Annotated in this window: 14 protein-coding genes and 2 pseudogenes; 10 read left to right on the top strand and 6 right to left on the bottom strand. The window is 40.8% G+C overall.

Annotated elements, in window-relative coordinates:
• Nucleotides 1-491 precede the first annotated feature (491 nt).
• Genes HQQ94_RS13430 through HQQ94_RS13420 form a run of 3 tightly spaced genes read left to right on the top strand, consistent with a single transcriptional unit; the run spans nucleotide 492 to nucleotide 11381 of the window.
• Complete coding sequence (locus HQQ94_RS13430; protein ID WP_173294898.1) at nucleotides 492-3206, top strand: hypothetical protein; 2715 nt, start codon at nucleotides 492-494, stop codon at nucleotides 3204-3206.
• Nucleotides 3143-5068, top strand: coding sequence for a hypothetical protein (locus HQQ94_RS13425; RefSeq protein ID WP_173294897.1), 1926 nt, complete (start codon nucleotides 3143-3145; stop codon nucleotides 5066-5068). Before HQQ94_RS13430 ends, HQQ94_RS13425 begins: the two co-directional genes overlap by 64 nt.
• Nucleotides 4974-11381 carry a hypothetical protein gene (locus HQQ94_RS13420; protein WP_173294896.1) on the top strand — a complete coding sequence of 2136 codons (6408 nt, stop codon included), beginning with the start codon at nucleotides 4974-4976 and terminating at the stop codon, nucleotides 11379-11381. The genes HQQ94_RS13425 and HQQ94_RS13420 overlap by 95 nt, the downstream gene beginning before the upstream one ends.
• A 475-nt stretch (nucleotides 11382-11856) precedes the next feature.
• Here the strand turns inward: HQQ94_RS13420 and HQQ94_RS13415 are convergent, their stop codons facing one another.
• The 4 genes from HQQ94_RS13415 to HQQ94_RS13400 all read right to left on the bottom strand — a co-directional run bounded on the left by HQQ94_RS13415 (nucleotide 11857) and on the right by HQQ94_RS13400 (nucleotide 16949).
• Nucleotides 11857-14010: a bifunctional diguanylate cyclase/phosphodiesterase gene (locus tag HQQ94_RS13415; protein ID WP_173294895.1), complete on the bottom strand. Its 2154-nt coding sequence runs from the start codon at nucleotides 14008-14010 to the stop codon at nucleotides 11857-11859.
• 5 nt (nucleotides 14011-14015) lie between these two features.
• The gene (locus HQQ94_RS13410) at nucleotides 14016-14510 is read right to left on the bottom strand and encodes a Rab family GTPase (protein ID WP_173294894.1); all 495 of its coding nucleotides are present in this window, start codon (nucleotides 14508-14510) and stop codon (nucleotides 14016-14018) included.
• A gap of 145 nt (nucleotides 14511-14655) precedes the next feature.
• Entirely contained in the window at nucleotides 14656-16413 is a 1758-nt protein-coding gene (locus tag HQQ94_RS13405; RefSeq protein ID WP_173294893.1) for an OmpA family protein, read from the bottom strand.
• Nucleotides 16413-16949 (bottom strand): hypothetical protein, encoded by a 537-nt coding sequence (locus HQQ94_RS13400; protein ID WP_173294892.1) that lies wholly within the window; start codon nucleotides 16947-16949, stop codon nucleotides 16413-16415. Before HQQ94_RS13400 ends, HQQ94_RS13405 begins: the two co-directional genes overlap by 1 nt.
• A 467-nt stretch (nucleotides 16950-17416) precedes the next feature.
• Here HQQ94_RS13400 and HQQ94_RS13395 point away from each other — a divergent pair, with 467 nt between their 5' ends.
• The 3 genes from HQQ94_RS13395 (at nucleotide 17417) to HQQ94_RS13385 (ending at nucleotide 19084) form a co-directional block, all read left to right on the top strand.
• The gene (locus HQQ94_RS13395) at nucleotides 17417-17563 is read left to right on the top strand and encodes a hypothetical protein (RefSeq protein ID WP_173294891.1); all 147 of its coding nucleotides are present in this window, start codon (nucleotides 17417-17419) and stop codon (nucleotides 17561-17563) included.
• 70 nt (nucleotides 17564-17633) lie between these two features.
• Entirely contained in the window at nucleotides 17634-17969 is a 336-nt protein-coding gene (imm45, locus tag HQQ94_RS13390; RefSeq protein ID WP_217274040.1) for an Imm45 family immunity protein, read from the top strand.
• A gap of 614 nt (nucleotides 17970-18583) precedes the next feature.
• Nucleotides 18584-19084, top strand: coding sequence for a hypothetical protein (locus tag HQQ94_RS13385; RefSeq protein ID WP_173294890.1), 501 nt, complete (start codon nucleotides 18584-18586; stop codon nucleotides 19082-19084).
• Nucleotides 19085-19576: 492 nt separating this feature from the next.
• Here HQQ94_RS13385 and HQQ94_RS13380 read toward each other — a convergent pair.
• Nucleotides 19577-20611 (bottom strand): annotated as a pseudogene (locus tag HQQ94_RS13380) (IS110 family transposase).
• A 96-nt stretch (nucleotides 20612-20707) separates the two neighbouring features.
• On the opposite strand from HQQ94_RS13380, the gene HQQ94_RS13375 reads away from it, so the two are divergent.
• The 4 genes and pseudogenes from HQQ94_RS13375 to HQQ94_RS13360 all read left to right on the top strand — a co-directional run bounded on the left by HQQ94_RS13375 (nucleotide 20708) and on the right by HQQ94_RS13360 (nucleotide 24762).
• Nucleotides 20708-21130, top strand: coding sequence for a hypothetical protein (locus HQQ94_RS13375; RefSeq protein ID WP_173294889.1), 423 nt, complete (start codon nucleotides 20708-20710; stop codon nucleotides 21128-21130).
• Nucleotides 21131-21135: 5 nt separating this feature from the next.
• Nucleotides 21136-21663: a hypothetical protein gene (locus HQQ94_RS13370; protein WP_173294888.1), complete on the top strand. Its 528-nt coding sequence runs from the start codon at nucleotides 21136-21138 to the stop codon at nucleotides 21661-21663.
• 574 nt (nucleotides 21664-22237) lie between these two features.
• Nucleotides 22238-24173 (top strand): annotated as a pseudogene (locus HQQ94_RS13365) (ATP-dependent DNA helicase).
• Between the two features lie 10 nt (nucleotides 24174-24183).
• Nucleotides 24184-24762, top strand: coding sequence for an HD family hydrolase (locus HQQ94_RS13360; RefSeq protein WP_173294887.1), 579 nt, complete (start codon nucleotides 24184-24186; stop codon nucleotides 24760-24762).
• 50 nt (nucleotides 24763-24812) lie between these two features.
• Here the strand turns inward: HQQ94_RS13360 and HQQ94_RS13355 are convergent, their stop codons facing one another.
• Nucleotides 24813-26114: an NAD(P)/FAD-dependent oxidoreductase gene (locus HQQ94_RS13355; RefSeq protein WP_173294886.1), complete on the bottom strand. Its 1302-nt coding sequence runs from the start codon at nucleotides 26112-26114 to the stop codon at nucleotides 24813-24815.
• Nucleotides 26115-26485 lie beyond the last annotated feature (371 nt).

The raw sequence follows: 26485 nt of genomic DNA, 5'->3' as shown, positions 1-26485 counted from the left end.
ATTGAATAAAATGTAATAGTCGTATTCAACCCGTTTTACCGATGATCCCAGCATCAAAATGTATTTCTTTTTAAGCGTTATTCCTCGTTAGGCTAAAAGTTACTCCCCCCAACAATGTCTTATTGATTTCATGTTCCGTGACTTTAAGTCGCCGCGCGATCCTTGCCTAAATCAAACACCTTATATTTATCAAAAAATGTTGCCGATTAATTTCATTTCTCTCGACATTAGCCGCCTTATTGTCAATACCTAGCTGTCATTTCAATGAACCAGTGAGCAGTGGCTGGCAGTCAATCGATAGTTAATTGGACTTTTGCAACTCATGTAAAAGCATAAGCAAAAGGAGTGGACGCCAGATTTACACCAGATGATACAGCTCGACTCCAACTGATTTAAATTAACATTAAAGTTCTTCGGCATTCTCTGTTAGAGCAAAAAGTCACTATGGAATAGTGACCACACTAGCCAAGAACAATTAAAAGGATATTATCTTGCGAAAACTCATTCAATTTATTTGGCCTAATTTCACTCGTTCAAGTTGCTCGCGCGTACCCAGCGCTGAGATTCAAGAAACGAGTAATAACAACGACGTGATAATCCCATTGTATCGTCGCTCGCTGGCGACCATTTCCCCTTCGCGTTCCCACATAACGTTAAGTGGCATATGTGGGCTTTCATTGGCGCTGTTATTTACCCAAACGGCCCATGCTGAAGATTTGTATGCGCCAGATGATTGGATCATTAATCAAGATACCCACATCAATGCTGGCGATCGCATGATCGTTAATGCCGATGCGCAAGTCACATTAGCCGCTGGGATCACCCTGGCTATCGACTCCGGCGCTGAGTTGATTATTAAAGATGGGGTTAATGTTAATGTTGACAGTGGTGCAAAAATTGAAGTTTATGGCAGCTTACTGAGTCAAGGACTTGCAGGTAATGAAACCCGCTTTACTTCCTCTCTCGCCAGTCCGACTCACAGTAGTTGGCAAGGTATATATGCTAACAGCGGCGCGAAGGTTAACTTAAGTTATACCCAAATTAGCCATGCGGTAACGGGTATTTACGCAAACCTCACGGTCATCAATGATGACGCCAGTGACAACGACACTCAAATTAATGTCGAGCATAGCCGCTTTATTAATAACAGCTATGGGGCGTTTTTTTATCAACTTAATAATCAAATACCTTTGACTGCGAACCTGCAATATAACCAGTTTATCGGTACTCAGAATCATCATCTATATGCCATGGGCGGTAGCCCTATGATGGCGACCCAGATAGATGCCCGTTATAACTGGTGGGATTCTGCCTTGGCAGTGACTGTCGCCTCGAAAATATTCGATAGCCGTCAAAGCCCATTAGGACTAAATGTCGACTACAGCGACAATTATTTTTCGGCCAGTATGCAAAGCACGCAAGAGCGCAGTTTAGCAATAAGCTTGCCTACTGAGCTGTTAATCGATGGCGAATATGGCTTATTTAACGACTATTATGCGGTGGCCAACCTCAATATAAGCTCAGGGCAAATCTTAACGCTTAAAGCAGGTAATACCTTAACCATTAAAGCAGGGGTTAAGCTTAATCTAGCCTCTGGCGCACAGCTAATCATTGAAGAAGGCGCTAAAGTCGAGCTTGAAGACAGTGCCAATATAACGGTAGCAGCAGGCGCGACTTGGCAACTAAATGCGGGCACGCAAGTGCTCTCGGCACTCAACGTACAACTCAATATCTACGGTAGACTTTACGCTGTCGGTACCCAAGATAACCGGGTGTACTTTGGCTCATCATTCGAAACGCCAGAGAAAGGTAGGTGGTTTGGCATTAAAGCCATGAGTAAATCTAGAATTTACCTCAGCTACACCCAAATCAAGCATGCTAACTATGGTCTCTGGTTTTATTTAAATACTTATTCCACTACGTCTACATCACAAGCAGTATTAAACGTTAATCACAGTTATTTTAATGAAAACGTGAACGGTATACGTCTTGAGGATGCCTACGGCGCTAATTACATTAGCGCATCGATTCAATATAATGATTTTGTCGATAACGACATCCACCTTTACACTCAAGATAAAGTTACTGGTGGTGCAAGCGTCGATGCGCGCTATAACTGGTGGAACACCACAGACTTTACTGATATTGCCGCTAAAATTGTCGATAAAAAGGCCAGCACAACAGGCATGCTGGTTGACTATAGTCAATATCGCTTATCCAATGATATTGCTGATATTCCGCAGAATCTGATTTACTATCACTTCCCTGATGCCCTGTATGAAGAAACAAAAGGTTATCGATTAGAAAACAACAGTATTATAGAAGGCAATACTAGCACCAAGGCAAGCCAAGAAATTGTATTGCAAGCTGGCCATCAGTTAACCATTAAAGCGGGTAAAACCTTAACGATAGTGGCAGGGTCAAGCTTCATCATCGAAGATGGCGCTAAGCTGATTGTTGAAGATGGCGCCGTGATTAATAGCGCTGGTACTTGGTCTGTTGCTGATAATGCAGAGCTCTCTTTTGGTGCCAGTAGCAAGATTAAGGTATCAGCAGGCTCTTGGGCAGTGGCTGAAAATGCTAAGTTGAACTTTGGTCACAGTGCCAATGTAACGATAGCAGCAGGTGCGACTTGGCAACTAAATGCGGGCACGCAAGTACTCTCGGCGCTCAATGTACAACTCAATATCGTCGGTACCCTTAAGGCGCAAGGCACCGAAGACAACCTTGTGTATTTTGGCTCATCATTTGAAACGCCAGAGAAAGGCAGGTGGATAGGTATTGTAGCCTTCGGGAAACCTAATATAAACCTCAGCTACACCCAAATCAAGCATGCTAACTATGGACTCTGGCTTTATTTAAATACCAATTCCACTACGTCTACATCACAAGCAGTATTAAACGTTAATCACAGTTATTTTAATGAAAACGTGAACGGTATACGTCTTGAGGATGCCTACGGTCATAATTACATTAGCGCATCGATTCAATATAATGATTTTGTCGATAACGATATTCACCTTTACACTCAAGATAAAGTTACTGGTGGTGCAAGCGTCGATGCGCGCTATAACTGGTGGAGCACCACCGAGTTTGCTGATATTGCCGCTAAAATTGTCGATAAAAGGCCAGCACAACAGGCATGCCAGTTGACTATAGTCAATATCGCTTATCCAATGATATTGCTGATATTCCGCAGAATCTGATTTACTATCACTTCCCTGATGCCCTGTATGAAGAAACAAAAGGTTATCGATTAGAAAACAACAGTATTATAGAAGGCAATACTAGCACCAAGGCAAGCCAAGAAATTGTATTGCAAGCTGGCCATCAGTTAACCATTAAAGCGGGTAAAACCTTAACGATAGTGGCAGGGTCAAGCTTCATCATCGAAGATGGCGCTAAGCTGATTGTTGAAGATGGCGCCGTGATTAATAGCGCTGGTACTTGGTCTGTTGCTGATAATGCAGAGCTCTCTTTTGGTGCCAGTAGCAAGATTAAGGTATCAGCAGGCTCTTGGGCAGTGGCTGAAAATGCTAAGTTGAACTTTGGTCACAGTGCCAATGTAACGATAGCAGCAGGTGCGACTTGGCAACTAAATGCGGGCACGCAAGTACTCTCGGCGCTCAATGTACAACTCAATATCGTCGGTACCCTTAAGGCGCAAGGCACCGAAGACAACCTTGTGTATTTTGGCTCATCATTTGAAACGCCAGAGAAAGGCAGGTGGATAGGTATTGTAGCCTTCGGGAAACCTAATATAAACCTCAGCTACACCCAAATCAAGCATGCTAACTATGGACTCTGGCTTTATTTAAATACCAATTCCACTACGTCTACATCACAAGCAGTATTAAACGTTAATCACAGTTATTTTAATGAAAACGTGAACGGTATACGTCTTGAGGATGCCTACGGTCATAATTACATTAGCGCATCGATTCAATATAATGATTTTGTCGATAACGATATTCACCTTTACACTCAAGATAAAGTTACTGGTGGTGCAAGCGTCGATGCGCGCTATAACTGGTGGAGCACCACCGAGTTTGCTGATATTGCCGCTAAAATTGTCGATAAAAAGGCCAGCACAACAGGCATGCCAGTTGACTATAGTCAATATCGCTTATCCAATGATATTGCTGATATTCCGCAGAATCTGATTTACTATCACTTCCCTGATGCCCTGTATGAAGAAACAAAAGGTTATCGATTAGAAAACAACAGTATTATAGAAGGCAATACTAGCACCAAGGCAAGCCAAGAAATTGTATTGCAAGCTGGCCATCAGTTAACCATTAAAGCGGGTAAAACCTTAACGATAGTGGCAGGGTCAAGCTTCATCATCGAAGATGGCGCTAAGCTGATTGTTGAAGATGGCGCCGTGATTAATAGCGCTGGTACTTGGTCTGTTGCTGATAATGCAGAGCTCTCTTTTGGTGCCAGTAGCAAGATTAAGGTATCAGCAGGCTCTTGGGCAGTGGCTGAAAATGCTAAGTTGAACTTTGGTCACAGTGCCAATGTAACGATAGCAGCAGGTGCGACTTGGCAACTAAATGCGGGCACGCAAGTACTCTCGGCGCTCAATGTACAACTCAATATCGTCGGTACCCTTAAGGCGCAAGGCACCGAAGACAACCTTGTGTATTTTGGCTCATCATTTGAAACGCCAGAGAAAGGCAGGTGGATAGGTATTGTAGCCTTCGGGAAACCTAATATAAACCTCAGCTACACCCAAATCAAGCATGCTAACTATGGACTCTGGCTTTATTTAAATACCAATTCCACTACGTCTACATCACAAGCAGTATTAAACGTTAATCACAGTTATTTTAATGAAAACGTGAACGGTATACGTCTTGAGGATGCCTACGGTCATAATTACATTAGCGCATCGATTCAATATAATGATTTTGTCGATAACGATATTCACCTTTACACTCAAGATAAAGTTACTGGTGGTGCAAGCGTCGATGCGCGCTATAACTGGTGGAGCACCACCGAGTTTGCTGATATTGCCGCTAAAATTGTCGATAAAAAGGGCCAGCACAACAGGCATGCCAGTTGACTATAGTCAATATCGCTTATCCAATGATATTGCTGATATTCCGCAGAATCTGATTTACTATCACTTCCCTGATGCCCTGTATGAAGAAACAAAAGGTTATCGATTAGAAAACAACAGTATTATAGAAGGCAATACTAGCACCAAGGCAAGCCAAGAAATTGTATTGCAAGCTGGCCATCAGTTAACCATTAAAGCGGGTAAAACCTTAACGATAGTGGCAGGGTCAAGCTTCATCATCGAAGATGGCGCTAAGCTGATTGTTGAAGATGGCGCCGTGATTAATAGCGCTGGTACTTGGTCTGTTGCTGATAATGCAGAGCTCTCTTTTGGTGCCAGTAGCAAGATTAAGGTATCAGCAGGCTCTTGGGCAGTGGCTGAAAATGCTAAGTTGAACTTTGGTCACAGTGCCAATGTAACGATAGCAGCAGGTGCGACTTGGCAACTAAATGCGGGCACGCAAGTACTCTCGGCGCTCAATGTACAACTCAATATCGTCGGTACCCTTAAGGCGCAAGGCACCGAAGACAACCTTGTGTATTTTGGCTCATCATTTGAAACGCCAGAGAAAGGCAGGTGGATAGGTATTGTAGCCTTCGGGAAACCTAATATAAACCTCAGCTACACCCAAATCAAGCATGCTAACTATGGACTCTGGCTTTATTTAAATACCAATTCCACTACGTCTACATCACAAGCAGTATTAAACGTTAATCACAGTTATTTTAATGAAAACGTGAACGGTATACGTCTTGAGGATGCCTACGGTCATAATTACATTAGCGCATCGATTCAATATAATGATTTTGTCGATAACGATATTCACCTTTACACTCAAGATAAAGTTACTGGTGGTGCAAGCGTCGATGCGCGCTATAACTGGTGGAACACCAGCGACTTTGCTGACATAGCCACTAAAATTGTCGATAAACAGGCCAGCACAACAGGCATGCCAGTTGACTATAGTCAGTATCGTTTATCCAGTGATATTGCCGATATCGGACTTAATCTAATTCACTATTACTTCCCTGATATCTTAATACAAGCCTCTGGTGAACAAGAAGATCAGCACATTCTTGATGGTCAGTTTACCCTAGTCGGTGATACCAGCATCACATCGGGTCAGATTGTGCGGGTGAAGGCTGGTAGCAATTTAACCATTAAAGCGGGTAAAACCCTGACAGTGGCTTTGGGCGCCCAACTGATTATTGAAGATGGTGTTCACATTGTTCTTGAAGCTGGCGCGAAAGTCGTTGTCTTAGGCACTTGGGATGTGGGCGAGAATGCTAGTATTAACGTGGCCTATGGTGCTACGGTTAACGTGGCCGCCTCAGGCATTTGGAATATCGCCGCTGGCACACAAGTGCATATTGCCGATGATGTGTGGTTACATATTTATGGCCAGCTCATTAGTACGGGCCGCACCGATAATTTTATTACTTTTGGCTCTTCTCAAGCAGTATTAGAGAAAAATAACTGGGAAGGGATAAAAGCCTACTCTGGCTCTAAGGTCACACTGACTTACACCCAAGTCAGTCATACGGCATCTGGGCTGTATGTTTACCTTTATAATAGCAATGGTCTGGTTGCTGATATTAATGTCTCCTATAGCCGTTTTAGCGAGAACGTTACTGGCATAACGCTAGAAGATGCTTATTCATATCAAAAAACGACCCGCTTTGCCCCATCAATTATTTACAGTGATTTTATTGATAATGACATTAATCTAAAGACCATAGACAGTAATCGTTATCGTAACACCACGGTCGATGCCCGCTATAACTGGTGGGGGGCAACGACGCTTGAAGATATCAGCGCTAAGTTAGTTTATAGCGAGAATAACGCTCAAGGTATGCAGGTGAATTTATCGCCTTATCGCCTCTCTCGAGAGTTTAATGATTATTTCGATGCCCTGATTGATTTTGAGTGGCCCGAGTCGAGACTAATCGATGGCGAATATGTGCTGGATGCCAACTATTTAATCAGCAGCGATATCAATATTGCCGAAGGTGAGATAGTGCGGATCAAAGCCGGACGTCATGTCAGGCTAGCTGCCGGCATGACATTAACTATCGCTGTCGGCGGCAAGTTAATACTTGAAGACGGCGGTAAATTAAGCCTATCTGATGATGTTCAAGTGAAGGTGTATGGTGACTGGGAGCTAGAGGCTGGGGCCAGAGTGCTGTCTGGTCTTAATGGCCATATTCAGGTTTACGGTAGCTTAATCGGCAATGGCGCTTTAGATAATGAGATCTTGTTTGCTTCGTCATTAACGGCGCCGACACTGGGCAGCTGGCAGGGCATTACTGCCTATGGCACAGCGACAGTGCAACTCAAATATACCCAAATCCGCCATGCATTATATGGGGTTTATGCCCATATCAATAACAGTGCTAATAACCAAGTGATTGATATTCAATATAGTCGTTTTGTTGCAAACACCAATGGCGTACGTTTCTATGAAGGCTATGACAATAATGGTCTCGCAGCTGTTATTAGCTATAACCAATTCATTGATAATACCGTCAATGTGTATGCCACCCATAACGGTAGCCATACATCGACAACCGTGATTGATGCGCGCTTTAACTGGTGGAACAGCAGCGATATTAGCGACATTATGGCAAAGATATATGACCATATGGACACTCGATATGGGATGAATATTAATTATGGCCAATATCGTGGTTCTACTGCGATTGATGACATCCTTGACAATGTGATTGCTTGGAGTTGGCCAGATAGCCTTATTATTGATGGTGAAACAGTGCTAAATGGTGATTACAACATTGTTGGTAACACTGAGATCGCTGCTAACCAAGTTGTGCGGGTCAAAGCCGGTAGCCATATTACCCTTGCTTCGGGGGTTGATTTGACGGTAAAACTCGGTGGCCAATTTATTATCGAAGAGGGTGCCAGTGTTACAATCGAAGATGGTGGCAGTGTTGAGGTTTACGGTGAATGGATAATTGCTGCTGGGGTTCATATCAAATCAGGCGCGAATGTTGATATTAATGTTTATGGTCGCCTTATCGGTAACGGTATTGAAGATCATGAGATTTATTTCAGGTCGTCACTGGCTGATTCGAGTATTAATAGTTGGAATGGTATAACGGCTTATGCTAATGCCAATGTTTCACTAAGATACACTCAAATAAGCCATGCGTTATATGGTATTTATGCTTATATCGATAACAGCAGTAATGCCCAAGTTATTGACATTCAATACAGCCGCTTTGTGGGCAACACCCATGGTGTACGTATTTTAGAAGGTTATGAGAACACAGGGCTTGCACCTGTATTGCAGTATAATCAATTTATTGATAATAATTTACACCTCTATGCCACTCATAACGGTAGTCATACATCGACAACCGTGATAGATGCCCGCTATAACTGGTGGAATAGCATTGATATTAGTGAGATCACCAGTAAAATTTATGATTATCAAGATGCCACGTACGGTATGTTCATCAACTATGGACAGTTTCGTGGCTCAAGTGCTATCGATGATATTATCGACAATGCCATTGCATGGATTTGGCCTGAGAGTTTAATTGTTGATGGTGAAACCCTACTTGATGGTGATTATACCTTTATCGGTAATACCCATATTGTTGCTGACCAAGTGGTGCGGGTTAAGGCTGGCAGCCATATCAACATTGGCGCAGGGGTCAAACTGACCATTGCCTTAGGTGGCCAATTTATCATCGAAGAGGGGGGCAGTGTCACAATCGAAGATGGTGGCAGTGTCGACGTTTACGGAGAATGGATAATTGGCGCTGGCGTGACAGTGACATCGGGCCTAAATGCGCGTATCAATGTGTATGGTAGCTTGATTGGTAATGGGCTTGAAGGCAGTGAAATTCACTTTGGTTCGTCAGTTGAGGCGCCCAGTGCTGGCAGTTGGTATGGTATTCATGCACATGCCAACGCTAAGGTGACCTTAAGGTATACCCAAATCCTCCATGCACAATATGGTGTTTATGTGGATATTAATCACAGCATTAATAGCCAGATTATTGATATTAAATACAGCCGCTTTATTGAAAACACTTATGGTATATATGTGTATGAAGGTTATAGCAATACAGGCTCAAGCTTAGTGCTGCATTATAACCAGTTTATGAGTAATGATTTTCATATTCACGGTAGCCATAGCAATAACCACAGCTCAACCACTGTTATCGATGCGCGTTTTAACTGGTGGAATAGCACCCGTGTGGGTGAGATCTTAGCTAAGATTTATGATCATCAAGATGCTAGTGATGGTTTGATGATTAATTATGGTCAATATCGTGGCTCAATCGATATCGATGACATTATTGATAATGCCATTGCATGGATTTGGCCTGATGAGCTGATTATTGATAACGAAACCGTACTTGATGGTGACTTTACCTTTATCGGTAATACTCACATAACTACAGATCAAGTGGTACGTGTTACTGCTGGCAGCCATATTACCATTGGCGCTGGTGTGACCTTAACCGTTGCTCAAGCGGGTCGTTGGATCATCGAAGACGGCGCCAGAATCACGATTGAAGATGCTGCCATCATTAATGTCTATGGGGAGTGGCGTATTGGTGCCGGGGTGAATATTCGCTCGGGACTCAATGTGAAGCTTAATATCTATGGCAGCTTAATTGGCAATGGTATCGAAGGTAATGAGATCCATTTTGGCTCATCACTTGATGTACCTCACTTAGGCAGCTGGCAAGGCATTACGGCTTATTCTGGCGCGAATATTCAATTGGTTTATACCCAAGTTAGCCATGCAGAATATGGACTTTACGCCCATATAAACAGTGATATGGCCATTAATGTCGATATCCGTTATAGCCGTTTTGTTAACAATACCAATGCTGTACGTGTCTATGAAACCATACAAAATACGGGTAGCACGTTTATTGTACAATATAATCAATTTATCAATAATACCTTCAACATTTATGCTTACAGTGTTGACCAGAATTCAACTTTGCATATCGATGCCAGTTTTAACTGGTGGAATACGGTTGTGGCTGAAGACATTGCGGCGAAGATTTTTGATCACGCTTATGGTTTAACCGTTGATCACGACCATGATCGCTTTGGTGCAGGTGTAGATGATATCGGTTACGTTTACGATACTGGGACGATTGATACCGATGTCATTGTTGAGCGCCGTATTCGAATTATCGGTGAAACCAGAATTGATGCTAGCCACAGTGTCACCATTGGTGCTGGTTCGAGTATAACGATTGACGCAGATTCGACTCTACATGTTGATGGCGACTTAATCGTAGAGGAAGGAGCTGAATTTATTGTCGATGAGGATGCCACAGTAGAGGTGACTGGCCGCATTATTGTTACTGCCAGTGAATTAACCCTACCTGCAGATTTAACCGTTAACTTAACTGCCGGCAGCCGTTTTTATACCAGCATAGACACACAAGTGGATGTACGTGGTCATTTTAACAGCCAAGGTAGCGAAGATAACTTGGTTTACATTGGCCTACGTGAAGAAGATAGAGATGGCGGTTTATGGCAAGGGCTAGCAGCTCATGCTGGTAGCCATGTTGTTATTAAACACACTCATCTCTCTCATGCCGAAGTGGGCATTTATGCTGGGGATAGCAGTGATGTGAATATCACCCATTCATGGCTTATGAATAATACTCGTGCGATACACTTGTATTACAACGAACAGGTTAGCCTTGCAAGTTTTGCTGCCCATTACAATCGCTTTGAAGGTAATACCGAGTACAACATTTATGCCGAACAAACCGAAACTGGGTATTTTAATGACCGTGTGTCAGTGGAATACAACTGGTGGGGAAGTGTTGATATTGCACTGATTAATCATTTGTTCTTTGATCGTGGCGATGATGCTAACTTAGGTTTATGGCTTGATTTTAGCTACATCTGGCTTGATAACTTAGGTGAGAACATTTGGCATAATGGTGTTGCGGGGAGTATCGATACCGTCACCAGCTACAGTGAAGATATCAGTATTATTGGTTACACTGAAATTAATGCTGATATCAGTATTAATGCCGATGCCTCTTTGATTGTTGAACCTAATGCAACGCTTATCGCTAACGCGAATGTGACCATTGCCGAATTAGCTAAAGTGGTTGTGGGTAATAATAGCGTGTTTAAAGTCAATCAAGATGTAAGCCTTACACTTAACCCTGAAACGGATCTGCAATTGGGTGTTGGGGCAAAAGTCGAAATTATTGGTGAACTCATTGCTCGAGCAGCCATGGGTCAATCTATTATCTTTCGAGGAGCAGAAGTACAAGACCCAAAAGTTTGTCCTTTAACAGAATAAACTCAACCAGTATGGTTTCAGAGTGACTTAAACTGGAACAATAAAATAAATTATTAGGGTTAAATCTTATATTGATTTAGCCCTTTTTATTTGATTAAACTTGATATATATCAAGTTGCCACCATGACAATTTAGCTGATAACGAGTATTGAAGTTAACTGTTCATGGTTTACTTAACCTGAACTCGGGATAACGAGTGTCAGATATGTTTATTTTTTACTTTAAATCAACAAGCTAAACCACTTTTGATCATTATTCATCTACCCACTTGCTTAATGCCGACATTTTTGTCGATATCAAGGCGGGATTTCGTACGTAATAGCTGGCTATTACTAGAAAGCACAACAAAGATAGGGGCCAAAATAGCGATATTAAGCGGCGCTGCTTAACCCGAGCTCAGGTTACTTAGAAAGTTCAATATTTGTGTGGAAGAGCTAGGTGTAGAAGGGTCAGGTCCTGATGAGCCTGTATATGTTCAGTGAATTTGAACTATGCCATTTTTTTCATCTTTTAAATACGCTATAAACTTATCAAATTCAGCAGGTTTACTAAATAAGTAACCTTGTACAGCATTGCAATCATTTTTATGAAGGAAACTTAATTGCTCTTTGGTTTCAACACCTTCAGCAATAACACCTAAATTTAAATTGTGCGCCATTGAAATTATCGCTTTTACAATAGCTTTATCATTATCATCATTAACAATATCTCTAATAAATGATTGGTCAATTTTTAAAATATCGACAGGCAATTTTTTTAGGTAAGCCAATGAACTGTATCCTGTACCAAAATCATCAATTGAAACACTCATGCCTAGTGCTCTAACTTTATTCAGTAATTGTTCAATTATTGAATAATCATCAACTAATACACCTTCTGTTATTTCCAGCTCTAACAGACCTGGATCGATATTATAGTGTTTAACGCAAGCATGCAGATCTGAAAACAGGTTTATGTCGAATACTTGAGAAGGTGAAAGATTTATCGAGATCCTTAATTCATAACCCATACCATTAATTTCTTTAGCTATTTGGCAAGCTCTATCAATAACCCATTTACCAAGCATGATAATGAGTCCACTTTTTTCTGCAACAGGAATAAAAACATCAGGAAAAATCATGCCTTTAGTTGAATGATTCCAGCGTATTAACGCTTCAGCTTTCACTACTTTATTTCGTTCCAAGTCAACGATAGGTTGTAAGAATAATTCAAATTCATTATTTTTAATGGCTAGTCTCAGTTCATTTTCTAGCTCAATTAATTGATGCGAAGCATCTTGCATTGACTGGGAATAAAACTGTAATGAATTTGCTTTAACTTCTTTACCGTTATACGCACTTAAATCTACAAACTTCATTAATTCTTTAACGCATAAGGTATCATGAGGAAAACTAGCAGCACCGATACTAAGGCAGATATTGAAGGTGCCAGATTTTGTTGTTTCAAAGTCTTTTTTCATCGCATTAAATATTTTATTAACCTCATGTTTACAAGCTTGCTGGCTATTAATATTGTTTAAAATAATGGCAAATTCATCGCCTCCAACCCTAGCAATAAAATCTGATGCTTGCATGGTGTTTTTTAGGCGAACACTTAATTCAATCAGTAGTTTATCTCCTTCATCATGACCATAAAATTCGTTATGGCGCCTAAACTCATTTATATCAACATAAAGTAGATAAAAAGGAATATTTAATGCGACTTGCTTTTCAAGTGTTTGCCAAAAGGCGATGCGGTTAGGTAGCTCTGTTAACATATCTTGCAGACCAAGCTGTTCATTAACTTGTACTAAGTGCTTAGTATTACTAATATCATTCGCAAATACTAGCCAGTTCTTCACTTCATTGAGCTCACCTAATACTGGATATAATGACACTTTTAGCCATTTTAGCGTTGACGGTGGAGACATCCAACAAAGTTCGCCATCCCAACTCGATTTAGTTGATATTATTCTTTCATATTCAGGTACTTGATTTTTCAATAATTGAACAATGACAGCCATTGGATTCGTGTGTTTATCGTCTGACGGTTTATCTTGTTCAAACAAACTCAATGCTGTTGTATTGGTAATAATGGTATTAAAATTACTCTCTGCTATTAACACCGAAAAACCTGTGTTTTCTATTGCTTTAGTCAGCGCGACAAGAATACCGTTTTGCTCTGTTGGTTTATTTAATATTGCAAGCAGTCGGGTATGAAGGTACTCATTTGTTTCTACTAACCGGTCATGATGAAGCACTAAATCTCGAGCTGATTGCATGGTATTTTGACGAATTATAAACTCTTCAGAGAGGTTACTTATTACTAATAAATTATGTTGTTCTTGCTTAATAGCAATCGCTTCTAAATGTACTTTTTGATTATCTCCAATCACTTCTGTCCAGAAACCAGAACGTACCTTACCATTTTTTGTATCAGTCCAAACTAATTCGGCATCAATAAGAAAGTCTTGCAAAAAAGGAAAGTTATCATCAATATTAAAAATTTTTCGATGCTGAGAATGAGGAAATAAGTCGTTAGACCATTGGCTTTCGCCTTCAATAATTCTTGCCGTACCTGCGCTACTATCAACAACTTCAATAATAATTTGCTGCATGGCATTGAGTACATTATTTATTAATGAGGTCATTTAACTTAATCCTCTTGTAGTAATTGAGCTAACGAAACAAACATATCTTCTACGTTCTCTCCGGTTTTTGCGCTGGTATTAAATTGTAAATCAAAGAGCCCTTGATAAGCGACAAAGGCTTTATCGTCCCAATGCCAATTTTTTTGTAAATCACTTTTATTTATGACTAAAATTGCCGGGCAATTAGAAGACTTTCTGACAAGGGTGTGAATATCTATACCATCTGTTAAGGAAGACAAACGTGTTTGATCTACGACTAAAATATACGCTGATGCACCTCGTAAATAGCGTTCTTGGAAAACATTGTAACGATCATTTCCTTCGATATCCCACAGCATAAATTGTACTTGTTCATTGCCTATAGAGATGATTTTCTTGTCAACTTTAACGCCAATTGTAGTAAGGTATTTTTCGTCAAATATACCTTCAACAAATTGCTTAACTAAGCTTGTTTTACCTACGCTAGAGGTGCCTAGTAGACAAATTTTCTTTTGGATCAAGAGTCATCTCCTGTCTCTTTAATTTTTCTAACTTTCAAAGTCGATATTGAGAGTGCGTATACTAGTTAATTTACTTATTACTAGCTGATATAAATTATAAAATAAAAAGCTTACTTTTCAACAGCTAAGATTTAATATTGAAATTTTACTTCTTCACATATAGTACGTTAAAGATAACTTTTCTTGCTTTATTTTTAACCTTTGCAATGTCTATTTGCCCTAAGCCCATGATATACATCTGTTGTTCATTCAACCCTAGTTTCTTTAATGCATTTCCAGTATTTTGTGCGCGTTGCTGACTTAATTTATTATTAGTGGATTTGCTCCCTGTATTATCACTGCTTCCCATGATCAATAAACCAAAGCTTAACTCAAGTTCATCGGCTAAATGATTTAATAATTGTATGTCTTGATATAGTTGCTGTAAAATTAGCTGCATTGTTGGCGTAACCTCACGACTAGCCACTGAAAAATGTAGTTGAACAGTCGAGATCCTGCCAACGATGTCATTAAATAATTTTTGCTTAACGAGCTTACTCGTGACAACGGTGGCCGAAGAAATAAGCTGAATGTGTTTTATTGATAAATTTTCACCTTCTATAAAGCCAGCCACTGAAAGCGAACGTAATAGCTTTTCAAATGAAATTCTATCCAAAACCCCAGTTAAATTAAGCAGCTCTGCTTGCCATTCAGCTTTTAATTCTGGATATCTAGCCAAGATTTTTTTAGCTCGAGCATGTAAAATATCAGGATCTAAAGAGTAATAATTACGTTCAATAAGTGTAATGTTTTCTATGCTTAAATTCGTTTTTTTTAGCCAATCAGCTAAAGTAATGGCATCAGGATCTCGCAGTATATCGAGCTCAATTTTTTTATTATTATGCACATAAATATGATTGATGATAATACCAGGTTGGAGGTCAAATTTCATGAGTTTGTCTGTTAACTCTATTTTCACCCACCATTGAAATATTTGAAAAACAATCATCGTCATGGCAACTAACACGAATGACCAAAAGTACCATGATTTTTTGTCATTCGCAGAATCTAGTATTTTTTGCTGTGATAATAAACAATCACGCAATATATTTTCAGCATTGATAAAGCTTTGATTATCACCCTTAAATTGATTAAGTTCATCATTATATAAGTTGTGAATATCTTCCAGCGTCAATTGTAATTGATCATTAACCTGTTGCGGTGGATTGCCCGTTACTGCAGCGACCACCAATGCACTTGGTCCTGGTTTTATTAATAAATTGAAATTATCGGTAGTGACCGTTTGTAACTGTTCTTTTATACCATCTTTACTTTCTATAAATGAATCACCGACAAAGTCATTGATAGCGGTCAACATCGCAGAAATCAGATCGGCATCACTTTTACCCGCTTTATTTAAATCAACAGAGTTCAGTAATAATCCTGTTTCTCGATGGATCAGGAAGACATGTTCCACTCGATAAACGAATGTTTTTGAGGCAACGTATTCTGAAAAGCTCACACCAGCTTGGTGAGCTTTAAATCGCCACTTTAATCCCTTAACGGTAAAACTACTATCAATTAACTGATTCGTTTTCTCCATAAAATCAGTCAAAAATGCGGTCACTGACTTTCTAACCAAACTCCCCATTAAAGGATAAAGAGAACTAACGAGTTTATCACTATGATGAGTAACAGAATGCTGAACAGAATCTTCCACTAACGGTAGTAAAATTTTATTCACCGACCCGTCTTTCTTTTGCCTATCATGCAATGCCTCAGTAAGTACATCACCTACAATATTGCGCGCTTCCTTTTTGATAACATCAGTCACCAAATAACTATTCTCACCAAGTATCAAAGTCCTAACTTTGTCTAGTTGTTGCTCTGATTCAATTTGTTCAGTTGATGACGGATTTGACATTATCGCTGGTCATCTTCCAAATTAATTGCCATGGTAGCCAGCAATTGGGCAAGCGTTTTACGATCTGTTTTAGAAAAGCGGAGATCTTTTGACACATCTTCAAGATGTTTTTTAAGTTGTTCAAGTTGATCATTAAATGTTTTAGATAACGTATCACTTTCGTTGTGAAGAGATTGATCAATGTTTTTAAAGTCTTCTCGCGTAGCTGCAGCAAACATTTCATGTTCGCAAGTCAAATTTTCGTGATTCTTTTGAATATCAGCTTCGTTATCGTCATGCATTTTATCGACCGCGTTTATTCGTTTATCTAGCTCCTCTAATTTATAGATAAAATCGCGTTGCATTTTATCTATACATAGTGAAAATTTCTTATCTTGTGTATCCTGCGCTTGCTCCGTATCACTGCGTAATTTGGTTAATTTTGCTATTAACTGTTGCTGTGCATCGCCAAATACAATCTTCCTAAGTTGATCAAGTTCCCCTAATGAACTAGTAGATTCTTGCTTGTCTTTTTCGTTATTTTTCTTATTTGGCATACTGTGCATTCCATATTGAGCAAAATAATTCAGTATATTGAGTGTAGCAGTAATTAAAAAAATTCATTTTTGGAGTATAGGTAGTATGCGGTGTTTTTCAAGGTTGTAGACACTTTTTCTTAAATGTTGGCTTACATGTTTCATCCCTTCATCGGGTACATTATCCGGGGTCAATATGACCGAACGACAGCTAGCCATGCTACCCAGTGGGCCGAGATAAATCGGTAGAAGATTGTCATTATTAAGTTGCAGTTTTTATTCCTGCGTGGATAATGTTCGATTACTTTACATTTGACTGATAAATGTATCCTTCCTCATACCAAATTAGCTTTAGTGGGCTTCACTGTGACATGCACAATAGTTCATGATCATAAAGGCCATCGTGTGAGTCATACAACCGCCGCCGTCAAGTTTTTTGATTAATAGCCATTGTGAATAATCAGTGATGAATAGAAATGAGTATAAACATGAATAAAATCGATTTAACCGCCCCCATCCCCTTTCATTTAGCGCACACCAAGGGTGTCGATTTTGTCTATAAAGATGAGCTAGCAGCATTAAATTGTATGTTTGAAGTTGTAAACCCAAAAACGAGAAGCATAAAGGTGAAGTGAATATTGATCTAGAGCTAGAGCCTATATCTGGAAAGCAGGACATTTCTGGTGGACATTATTTGAAGGTAATATGATGAACTGGATTAAATTAATAAATTGTGATAGAGATTCATTTCCTCACGGTACTGTTTTCAGGTTGGCAGGGGGATATCCCTATGAAAATATCATCGATTTTATGGTTTTTGAGCCTTCTCAAGAGGGTAAAGGGCAAGGGCTAATGGTAAGTTCTGGCTATAAAGCAGGTTTGATTTTAATTCTTTTACCTAAGGAATCAGGTAAATTAGCCATAGAAAAAGAATGGTTAATTAATAACTGGTCTCATTGGGTGTATCCAGAGTGTGATGTATCTGATGTTTTTGTTTCGGATGGCTATGTTGCTAATCCAGTAGCCTCATTAGCTGATTAATCAAATAACATCGCCATCAAGTGCGCCGAGATAAATCGGTAGAAGATTGAAGGTGGCCATTTCAGCACTTCCATGTGCTCCATGGCATTAATCCTTTCTGTATGTCCAAGTTATCTGCTTACTTTTACCAGATGTGCTTAGCAGGTAGGCAAGACCTCATTTTTTATGATATTAGAGTGGGCTTTGCACCGTAAGGTGCCGCTCCTTACTGCAGATGGGCGTTGACAGGGGAAGCTTGCCCACGGCTGTATTTGTGCCGTCTTTGACGCAAGTGACCGCACGTTACGCATATAATAAGACACGAAAAGAATGGTTTATAACGACCATGTTTCCAAGCAAACCTAAGGGCTAAAGATGATGACGGACAAGTTAGTTAATTTCACATCGGTTTTATGTGACTATAGGACGCATAATGCAGACTATGGTGATGCGAGTGCTGACATTAATACATTGCGTTATGGCATTTTAACCGAGTATGTTCAGGAAATTTCCCTTTAAATTATCGTCAAATGACTAAAGTAGATGGGTGGGAGTTGATATTTGCTAAACCTAAAATTGAAGGGCAATTGCCAGCTTTATATCATGCACGTTATGCTCCTACCAAGTGAGGCAAAATGTTAAAAATAACTTCTAAAAAAGAGCTGGAAATATTAAGTGTAGATATGAGTGGATACACACCATTTATAGCAGAGTTTCAAAATCAAAAAAGTCAGGTACCAATATATTGGCGAATTGGAAACTTTGACAATACCTTACTTGAAATTGCTATAAACAGCCATAGTGGATGTATTTCTTCAGTCTCTATTTTAATGTTAAGTGAGCCAATTTATATGCCTTTAACTGAAAAAAATGAGCTGTCAGTTGAAGTGTGTATGCCTATTATTGAGGTTGAAAAATGGCCTGAGGATGGATATCTAGATATTCACTCAGATTTTAAGGTTTGTGGTTATGACAATAGTTTGAGGTTAATATTATCTAATGATATAAAACCTGTAAAAATTTATCGAAATCAGTCAGTAGATTTTTTTGTTGGGTCAGCAGGGGAGCTGATTGGGATTGAGTTTTCAAATCTGGATAAGGCAGAATTGTCTGATTTATTGATGATAGGAGATTAACTGAGACATCCAATAAATAACAAAAATAACATGGCCACCCACAATTGTGGCGAGGCAAAAATCGAAAATTGGAAATAACATGGCCATATATGGACGCTCCCGGTTAGTCAAGCTAATACCTGCCTAACCAAGGTATTTTTAACCTCAGTTATCTACTTTCCTGCTACTAATCTCGTTGTCATTTGATGTGACTCTTTTCCGCTAAAAGCGGTTGTACTGCCATATATACGGGCTTAACAAGTCTTTTTTAAAAGGAAATGCGCCCCAAATGAAATCCGTACCCTTGCGCCTGTTAAAATTTAAACACCCATACGGATTATGTTTACTGCATATCCTTGGCCTGTTCTGGCTGACATTGGTTGGACTGAGCCATTACTTCATCGTTTACCACAACCTTGATTGGTTTTTAATGTGCTACCTTGCCGCTCTTATCACCCAGACGGGCTAAAAACCCTTGGCCTGACCGAGCTTGGCAAGATAGCTACAACACTTTTAACATGTGCCATGATAGCCACCATATTGAGCCTCATATGGGCTCTGTTTTTGAAGTAAAATCCATATCAGTCTTGCCAAACGATGTGCTGTTGCCACAACGGTACAGCATATGCTTTTTTCGACCCCTCAGCTGATTTATCCACATGTTTAAATCATCTTGTTTTTTTACTCGCATGACTGACGACTGTCCTTGCTCCATGGATCAATTGTTTACGTAAATAGCAATTACCTCTCTTGCTGATCTTACCGTTGACACTCTTATTACCTGAAGCAAATTGTTTCAGGGGTTAACCCTAGCCACACTGCGAGCTCTTTTGGGCTGTTAAAGGCTTGGCCACCACCAATTGAGGCTGCAAATGCCGAAGCGATGATTGGCCCAACACCAGGGATTGTTAATAAAATTCTCCCATTAGGATCTCGCTTAACAATTTGCTTTATCAATGAGTTAATTCGATCAAGGCGCTGGTTGAGCGTTTGATATTCATCCCAAAAGTCATTGGCCATTAATTTTATCATTGGTCGCTGATGCTCATCACTCATAATTTCCCACATGGCTCTTTCAAATGCGCTGTAGCCTTGAGGAAAACTGAGGCCAAAATCAACAAATACACCTCGAACTTGGTTAGTACAGGCCGTTTTTTGTTTAACAAGGCGCTCTCTGATCCGGTGAAGCATTAATACTTCTTGCTGTTCCTCCGTTTTCACAGGTACAAAACGGATGTGAGGTCTGAAACTCGCTTCAAAAATAGCTAATACATCGTTTTTATCGTTCTTATTACCTCGAACAAATGGGGTCACATGTTGTGCTGGTATTAATTTAACGTTGTGCCCCATGGCAAGGAATTTCCGCCCCCAATAATGAGCTGAATAGCACGCTTCAAATATGACATCGCAAGCGGGTTGCTGCAGCATGAACTCAGCCAGTTGGGCTCGATTAAGCCGTTTATTGAAGACTGACTTTGCATGCTCATCCATACCAAGTACTTGGAAGACATTCTTTGCAAGATCGATAGCAATAGTGGTAACTTTCATAGTGGACGCTCCTTAATGTAACTGAATGGTGAAACATCAGTTTGGCGCATTGACGCCGAATTAGGGAGCGTCCATCTAATCACCCATAATAAATTGATGCTAAAAGCCAACGGCAAAGCCCATGCGGTTGAGGCTCACGGCGCACATGTTAGTGAAGCACATATACAATACCGGGCAAGTGAGGGTATTGCCCCAGATGGTAAAGATACAGGTATTCCAACAATTTCATCTAAATTTGAATCTAAAGAGCTGATGATTGAAGCGTTAAATAAAGTCAAGCCTGGCTCAGCGGCATTTAAGCAGCAATTTAAGCCAGATGTCCAAAATATGAACCCTGTAAATATCATCGTGGACATGGGCAAAAGCGTGGGGCATGGCTATAGAGGTAAAAAATCCAAAGATCAAATTGAATTTGTATTTGTGCCGTCTTTGACGCAAGTGACCGCACGTTATAAATATAATGAAAATAAAGGTGAATGGTTTATAACGACCATGTTCCCAAGCAAACCTAAAGGCTAGGTATCATGACTAAAAAACTGGTTAACTTTACAAAAACACTCTGTAATTATATGGCACCTAATGGAGACTATGGTGATACTGGTGATGATAAAAGTGAATATGAATACGGCATCTTAACTGAATACGTTATAGAAATGTTTGCAGGATTTGATTCAAAATATTTTAATGTCGATATCCATCAATTAAAACTGGAAATCATCGCCGCCTATGATCTCGATGCCTGTTTTTGGCAGGCATTGAACCAAGATGAATTGGGCCGACAATACGATAATGATTATGGCTTTAGTGATGTTGCCATACGCAACTGGGAAGAATATTTCAGTGATGAGTTTAACTTATTCACCGTCAGGGATGAGTTTTACCATATTGACATGCTAAAGCTGTTGGTTAAAGTGCAAATCTGGGATCGTATTTTCCCCAATGAGGAGCTGCCTAACTATCAAGCTCCACAAATCGGCCAGCTGCTTCATTTTGGTGATCATTTTACAAAAAAATTAACACCTTGGAATTCGGCAATTATTATCAAGGATTAATGCATCAGATTAACTGTGCTAGCCACAATAAATTGATGCAAAATATCAGTAAATAAGGGTCTCTTAATAAAAAGCAAACAGCAAACACAATCATGGCGCCTAGCGTCATGATTAGCTCTGTTCGCGTTAAGTGTCAAAGGGAAGACGTTAAATATAAGGAGGTTGATGAGGGGGATGTATAACAAGTAAATCAATAGTTTAAGGTATTGGTAATTTTGTTATTTTCTTAACATTGCGATACAAATATCAGCAGGATTACATGAAAAGTTGCTTAAACGGACAACAAACAATTGGCTTTTGTTCGTTCCTCGCCTATTTTAGCCAACAATTTTTCGCTTTAAGCGATAGTGCTGCCATATATATGGCTTAACAAGTCTCTTTATGAGAGGAAATGCCCGTAAACCGGTGTTGAAGACAAATGGCCCTTGTACCAGAATCGTTACCGGGCCGATAACATGCGGTCAACGGAGGGTGTTAAGTACCTTGAAAAACACTGGAAGGATTGGACTTGAACAAGCTGAGTAAACAAGGATAATAGCAGCCATTCATCCCCTTGCTTCTTTTAGAGATCCTTGTGACTGCCCTGACGGATAAATTAACGGCTGCTAGCCTTGCCGCTTTTAACGAATATGGTGTGCTGGCGCGTCATATTAACGGTTATCAGGCTAGGCAAGTGCAGATCACCATGGCCAAAGCGGTGTGTGAAGCCGTTGCTGAGCAGACTAACCTGGTGGTTGAGGCGGGGACGGGGGGTGGGCAAAACGTTTGCTTATCTTATCCCAGCGCTGTTAAGTGGTCAGCAGATCATTGTCAGTACAGGCAGTAAAAATCTGCAAGAACAGTTGTTTTATCAAGATCTTCCAGCGCTGTTATCGATGTTCGATCTGACACCCAAAGTGGCCTTGTTAAAAGGGCGCAATAATTATTTGTGCCAAGATTTATTAGAGAAACAACTGCAAGGTTGTGATTCACTGGATCCTAAAGTGCTGGACGATCTGCTCAAAATAAACCAATGGGCAGGTCAGACAAGTGACGGGGATTTAGGCGGCTTAACATCGGTTGCTGAAAATTCGAATGCATTGCCATTTATTGCCAGTAGACGTGAGCAATGCACGGGTAAAAAATGCACTCACTATGAGGATTGCTTCACCCGTAAAGCCCGCAGTAAAGCTAAGGATGCTAAGATTATTGTGGTCAATCATCATGTGTTTTTTGCGGATAGAATTCTCAAAGAAACCGGCTTTGCCGAGCTATTGCCCGATGCTGATGTGGTGATATTTGATGAGGCGCACCTGCTGCCAGATATTGCGGTCACTTACTTTGGTCAGCGGATCTCAAGTCGTGGTTTGACTGAGTTGCTTAATGAGATCATTGATATTTATCGACATCAGCTGAGGGATTCAGCTCAGATAGATGTACTCACATCCAGTTGCATCGGCCGCTTGCATGATTGGCATCAGCAAGTGTTTGAACATGATGAGACCGATTGGCGGCGGTTGATGGGGGAGCAGCACATTGCAGTCGGCTCATGGGCATTGCTGACTGAGCTTAAGGGGCTAGCGAGTTTACTGCAAGCGCATATTGGGCGAAGTGAGGCGCTGGACGTTGCGATTGACACGTTAGCGGATCACATTCATAAGTTAACGCAGTTTTTTCTCTGTGATAATGATCAAGCTGCTTACACGTTAGATCTCGGCTATCGATATTTGACCCTGAGGATCTCTCCTATTCATGTGGCTCGTGAGTGTGAGCGTTTGTTTGATGCTCGTACTTGTTGGATTTTCACGTCTGCAACCTTGCAAATTAATCGAGATCTAGGCTTATTTACCCAGAGCTTAGGCATAGATTGTGCTAAAAAGCTGATATTAGACAGCCCATTTGATTACGCTAACCATGCTCTTTTATGCGTGCCTAGGCATTTATCGCGGGTGAGTGTGCAAGATTCAGCGGTAAGCGATTTGGTGGCGATTGCTACCCAAGCCATTAATGCCGCACAAGGGCGCACTTTTATCTTGTTCACCAGCCATCGAATGATGAATGCAGTGGCCAGTGTGCTCAGTCGACGAGTGCAATATCCGTTATTGGTGCAAGGTCAAGGCAGTAAGCAGAGTCTGTTACAGAAGTTTCGTCAGCTAGGCAATGGGGTGTTGTTGGGGACCGGCGCGTTCTGGGAAGGGGTTGATGTGCGCGGCAAGCTATTGAGCTGTGTGATTATCGATAAACTGCCTTTTGTGTCACCGGACGATAATTTATATCGCGCCCGAGCGGACAGCCTCAGCCGTGAAGGTAAAGATCCTTTTATGGCCTTGTCTTTGCCACAAGCGGTGATGTCACTCAATCAAGGGGTGGGCCGTTTGATCCGTGATGAAAAGGACAAAGGGGTGCTGATTTTATGTGATAATCGCATTGTTAATCGCGCCTATGGACAGGCTTTTTTGAGTTCGCTTCCGCCGATGGCACGCACCCGAGATATGGATAAAGTGGTGTCTTTTTTAGCAAAAATAACCTAGTAGGAAAAATATGGATCCCATTGAAAAAGTACTGTCATTTATTATTGAAATTGAAAAATTAAAAGATGTTAAACGTAAGACGCGCCCTGTGGGGTTAACGCGGTATGAAAACGCTGCAGAGCACAGCTGGCATGTGTGTTTGGCCGCCTTGATGCTAAAAGATCATGCCAATGAAGAGGTTGATATTGATCGCGTCATCAAGATGCTGCTGATTCATGATTTAGGTGAAATTGATGCTGGGGATACTATTATTTATGCGAGTGAAACACAGGCAATAAAAGATAAAGAAGCGGCAGGCCTTAAGCGGCTATTGGCCATTTTGCCCCAAGATCAGGCTGAAGAATATCTAGCGCTTTGGTATGAGTTTGAGCTTGGGGAAAGTGCAGAGTCTGCCTACGCTAAAGCCATTGATAGGCTACCACCGTTATTACACAACTTACATGGTGATGGTCACAGTTGGCGCGATAATCACATTACCAAAGAACAGATTTTTAGTGTCAATAGCCGTATCGCTCAAGGCAGTGAGTCACTATGGTCAACATTGGAGCTAAAGCTTGAAAAGGCGATGACGAATGGCATATTAAGATAACAGATAAAGCCCTATTGCTTTATCTTTTGAAAAAGGTGCTTAACGCTGGCTTAGTGTAGCTTCATTCTGGGTCTGACGACTCGTAAGACTTTTTCCGCAAACCATAAGCCAAACGTTTTCAGACTGCCGTGTATCGCCCTTTGATGCATACGATATAAAGAAACATACACCAGTCGGGCTATTTTTCCTTCGATGAACATGCTGCTTTTAGTCAAATTGCCCATCAAGCTGCCCACGGTACTGTAACGTGACAGGTTGACTAAGGAGCCATGATCGACATACGTGTAGGCTTGGCGAGGCTCACCATTGAGTTCATGGATAAGGTTTTTTTCAACACATTCAGCCATCTGATGAGCCGATTGTGCCCTTGGGGGCACAAAGCTGCCATCGGGTTGTTGGCAAGCACAGCAATCACCTATCACATAAATAGCTTCATCAATGGTACTGATTAAGCTGGGTTTTACCATGATTTGATTGGCGCGATTAAGCTCAAAAAAATCCAGCGATTTGATAAAATCAGGTGCTTTAACCCCAGCTGCCCACAACATCAAATGAGCATCAATGAGCTGACCTTCAGCGGTCATAAACCCCGTGGGAGTGGCTTCACTTATCCGGGTATTTTCCATCACGTTAACCCCAAGTGTTGTGAGCTCACGTCTGGCTGATGTGGCAATGCGTTCGGGCAGTGCAGGGAGAATGCGTGGACCGGCTTCAATGAGGTGAATGTTGAGTTTTTCTGCGGTCATTTTACTCAATCCGTAGATTTTGAGCATTTGGGTGACGTGATAAAGTTCTGCAGACAACTCGACCCCAGTGGCGCCTCCGCCGACAATGGCAATATTGAGTTGATTAATTGATTCTGATTGATGAATCCGCGTAAAACTGTCAAGCAGTGCATTGTGAAATCGGTTTGCCTGCTGGTGTGAGTCAAGAAAAAAGCAGTTCTTTTTAACCCCTGGTGTATTGAAGTCATTGCTGACGCTGCCCACAGCTATCACCAGTCTATCATAGGAGATCTGCCGCTCTGGCAATATGTTATTACCAGTATCATCGGTAATGGGGGCCATGGTGATCTGTTTGGTGTTGGGATCTAAGCCACAGAAAGTACCTAATTGAAACTGATAACCATGTTTGGCTGAATGAGCAGAGTAAACCACACCATCAAGATCAGAATCTAACGATCCAGTGGCGACCTCATGAAGCAGAGGTTTCCAGATGTGGGTGCGATTTCTATCAACCAGCACGATTTGAGCCCGTTGTTTTCTGCCTAACTTATGTCCAAGTTGAGTGGCCAGTTCTAATCCACCTGCACCACCACCGACGATAACGATCTTAGGGCCTGTTGCGTTCATCTATTGCTCCGTAAAATTTTGATGTCTATTAATGTCAAACACACCGCGCACATAGACTATTTTATAGCCCATTAATGCTTGCTCGCGGCTGAACCAAAATGACATAAGGTAAAGATGAGTCTCTGCGTCTATGTTGGCCGATATTGTTTACTATGTCACCAGTATATTTATCTGAATTGAACTCATTTTTTGGATAATCCACCTGATGTAATAATAGGTGGTTTTATATGTTGTATTTATGTTGCTACAACTTTAAGATTGGTCATGTTCTCACTTGCGGTTTCTCATGACATGTCTGCTCATGATTTGGCTTGATCAGTATCGACTACCGATATCGGTTAACTCTCTCCTTTAGTATTCAGAATGTTGAT

Source organism: Shewanella sp. VB17, assembly GCF_013248905.1.
Lineage (GTDB): Bacteria > Pseudomonadota > Gammaproteobacteria > Enterobacterales > Shewanellaceae > Shewanella.
The sequence above is the reverse complement of the archived record's forward strand: the minus strand, read 5'-3'. Positions and strand labels throughout refer to the sequence as shown.

Excerpts from the sequence above, each read along its gene's own strand:
- HQQ94_RS13425 (WP_173294897.1), top strand. The coding sequence starts at position 3,143 with ATGCCAGTTGACTATAGTCAATATCGCTTATCCAATGATATTGCTGAT.
- HQQ94_RS13420 (WP_173294896.1), top strand. The coding sequence starts at position 4,974 with ATGCGCGCTATAACTGGTGGAGCACCACCGAGTTTGCTGATATTGCCG.
- HQQ94_RS13415 (WP_173294895.1), bottom strand. The coding sequence starts at position 14,010 with ATGACCTCATTAATAAATAATGTACTCAATGCCATGCAGCAAATTATT.
- HQQ94_RS13405 (WP_173294893.1), bottom strand. The coding sequence starts at position 16,413 with ATGTCAAATCCGTCATCAACTGAACAAATTGAATCAGAGCAACAACTA.
- HQQ94_RS13400 (WP_173294892.1), bottom strand. The coding sequence starts at position 16,949 with ATGCCAAATAAGAAAAATAACGAAAAAGACAAGCAAGAATCTACTAGT.
- HQQ94_RS13395 (WP_173294891.1), top strand. The coding sequence starts at position 17,417 with ATGAATAAAATCGATTTAACCGCCCCCATCCCCTTTCATTTAGCGCAC.
- imm45 (WP_217274040.1), top strand. The coding sequence starts at position 17,634 with ATGATGAACTGGATTAAATTAATAAATTGTGATAGAGATTCATTTCCT.
- HQQ94_RS13385 (WP_173294890.1), top strand. The coding sequence starts at position 18,584 with ATGTTAAAAATAACTTCTAAAAAAGAGCTGGAAATATTAAGTGTAGAT.
- HQQ94_RS13375 (WP_173294889.1), top strand. The coding sequence starts at position 20,708 with ATGCTAAAAGCCAACGGCAAAGCCCATGCGGTTGAGGCTCACGGCGCA.
- HQQ94_RS13370 (WP_173294888.1), top strand. The coding sequence starts at position 21,136 with ATGACTAAAAAACTGGTTAACTTTACAAAAACACTCTGTAATTATATG.
- HQQ94_RS13360 (WP_173294887.1), top strand. The coding sequence starts at position 24,184 with ATGGATCCCATTGAAAAAGTACTGTCATTTATTATTGAAATTGAAAAA.
- HQQ94_RS13355 (WP_173294886.1), bottom strand. The coding sequence starts at position 26,114 with ATGAACGCAACAGGCCCTAAGATCGTTATCGTCGGTGGTGGTGCAGGT.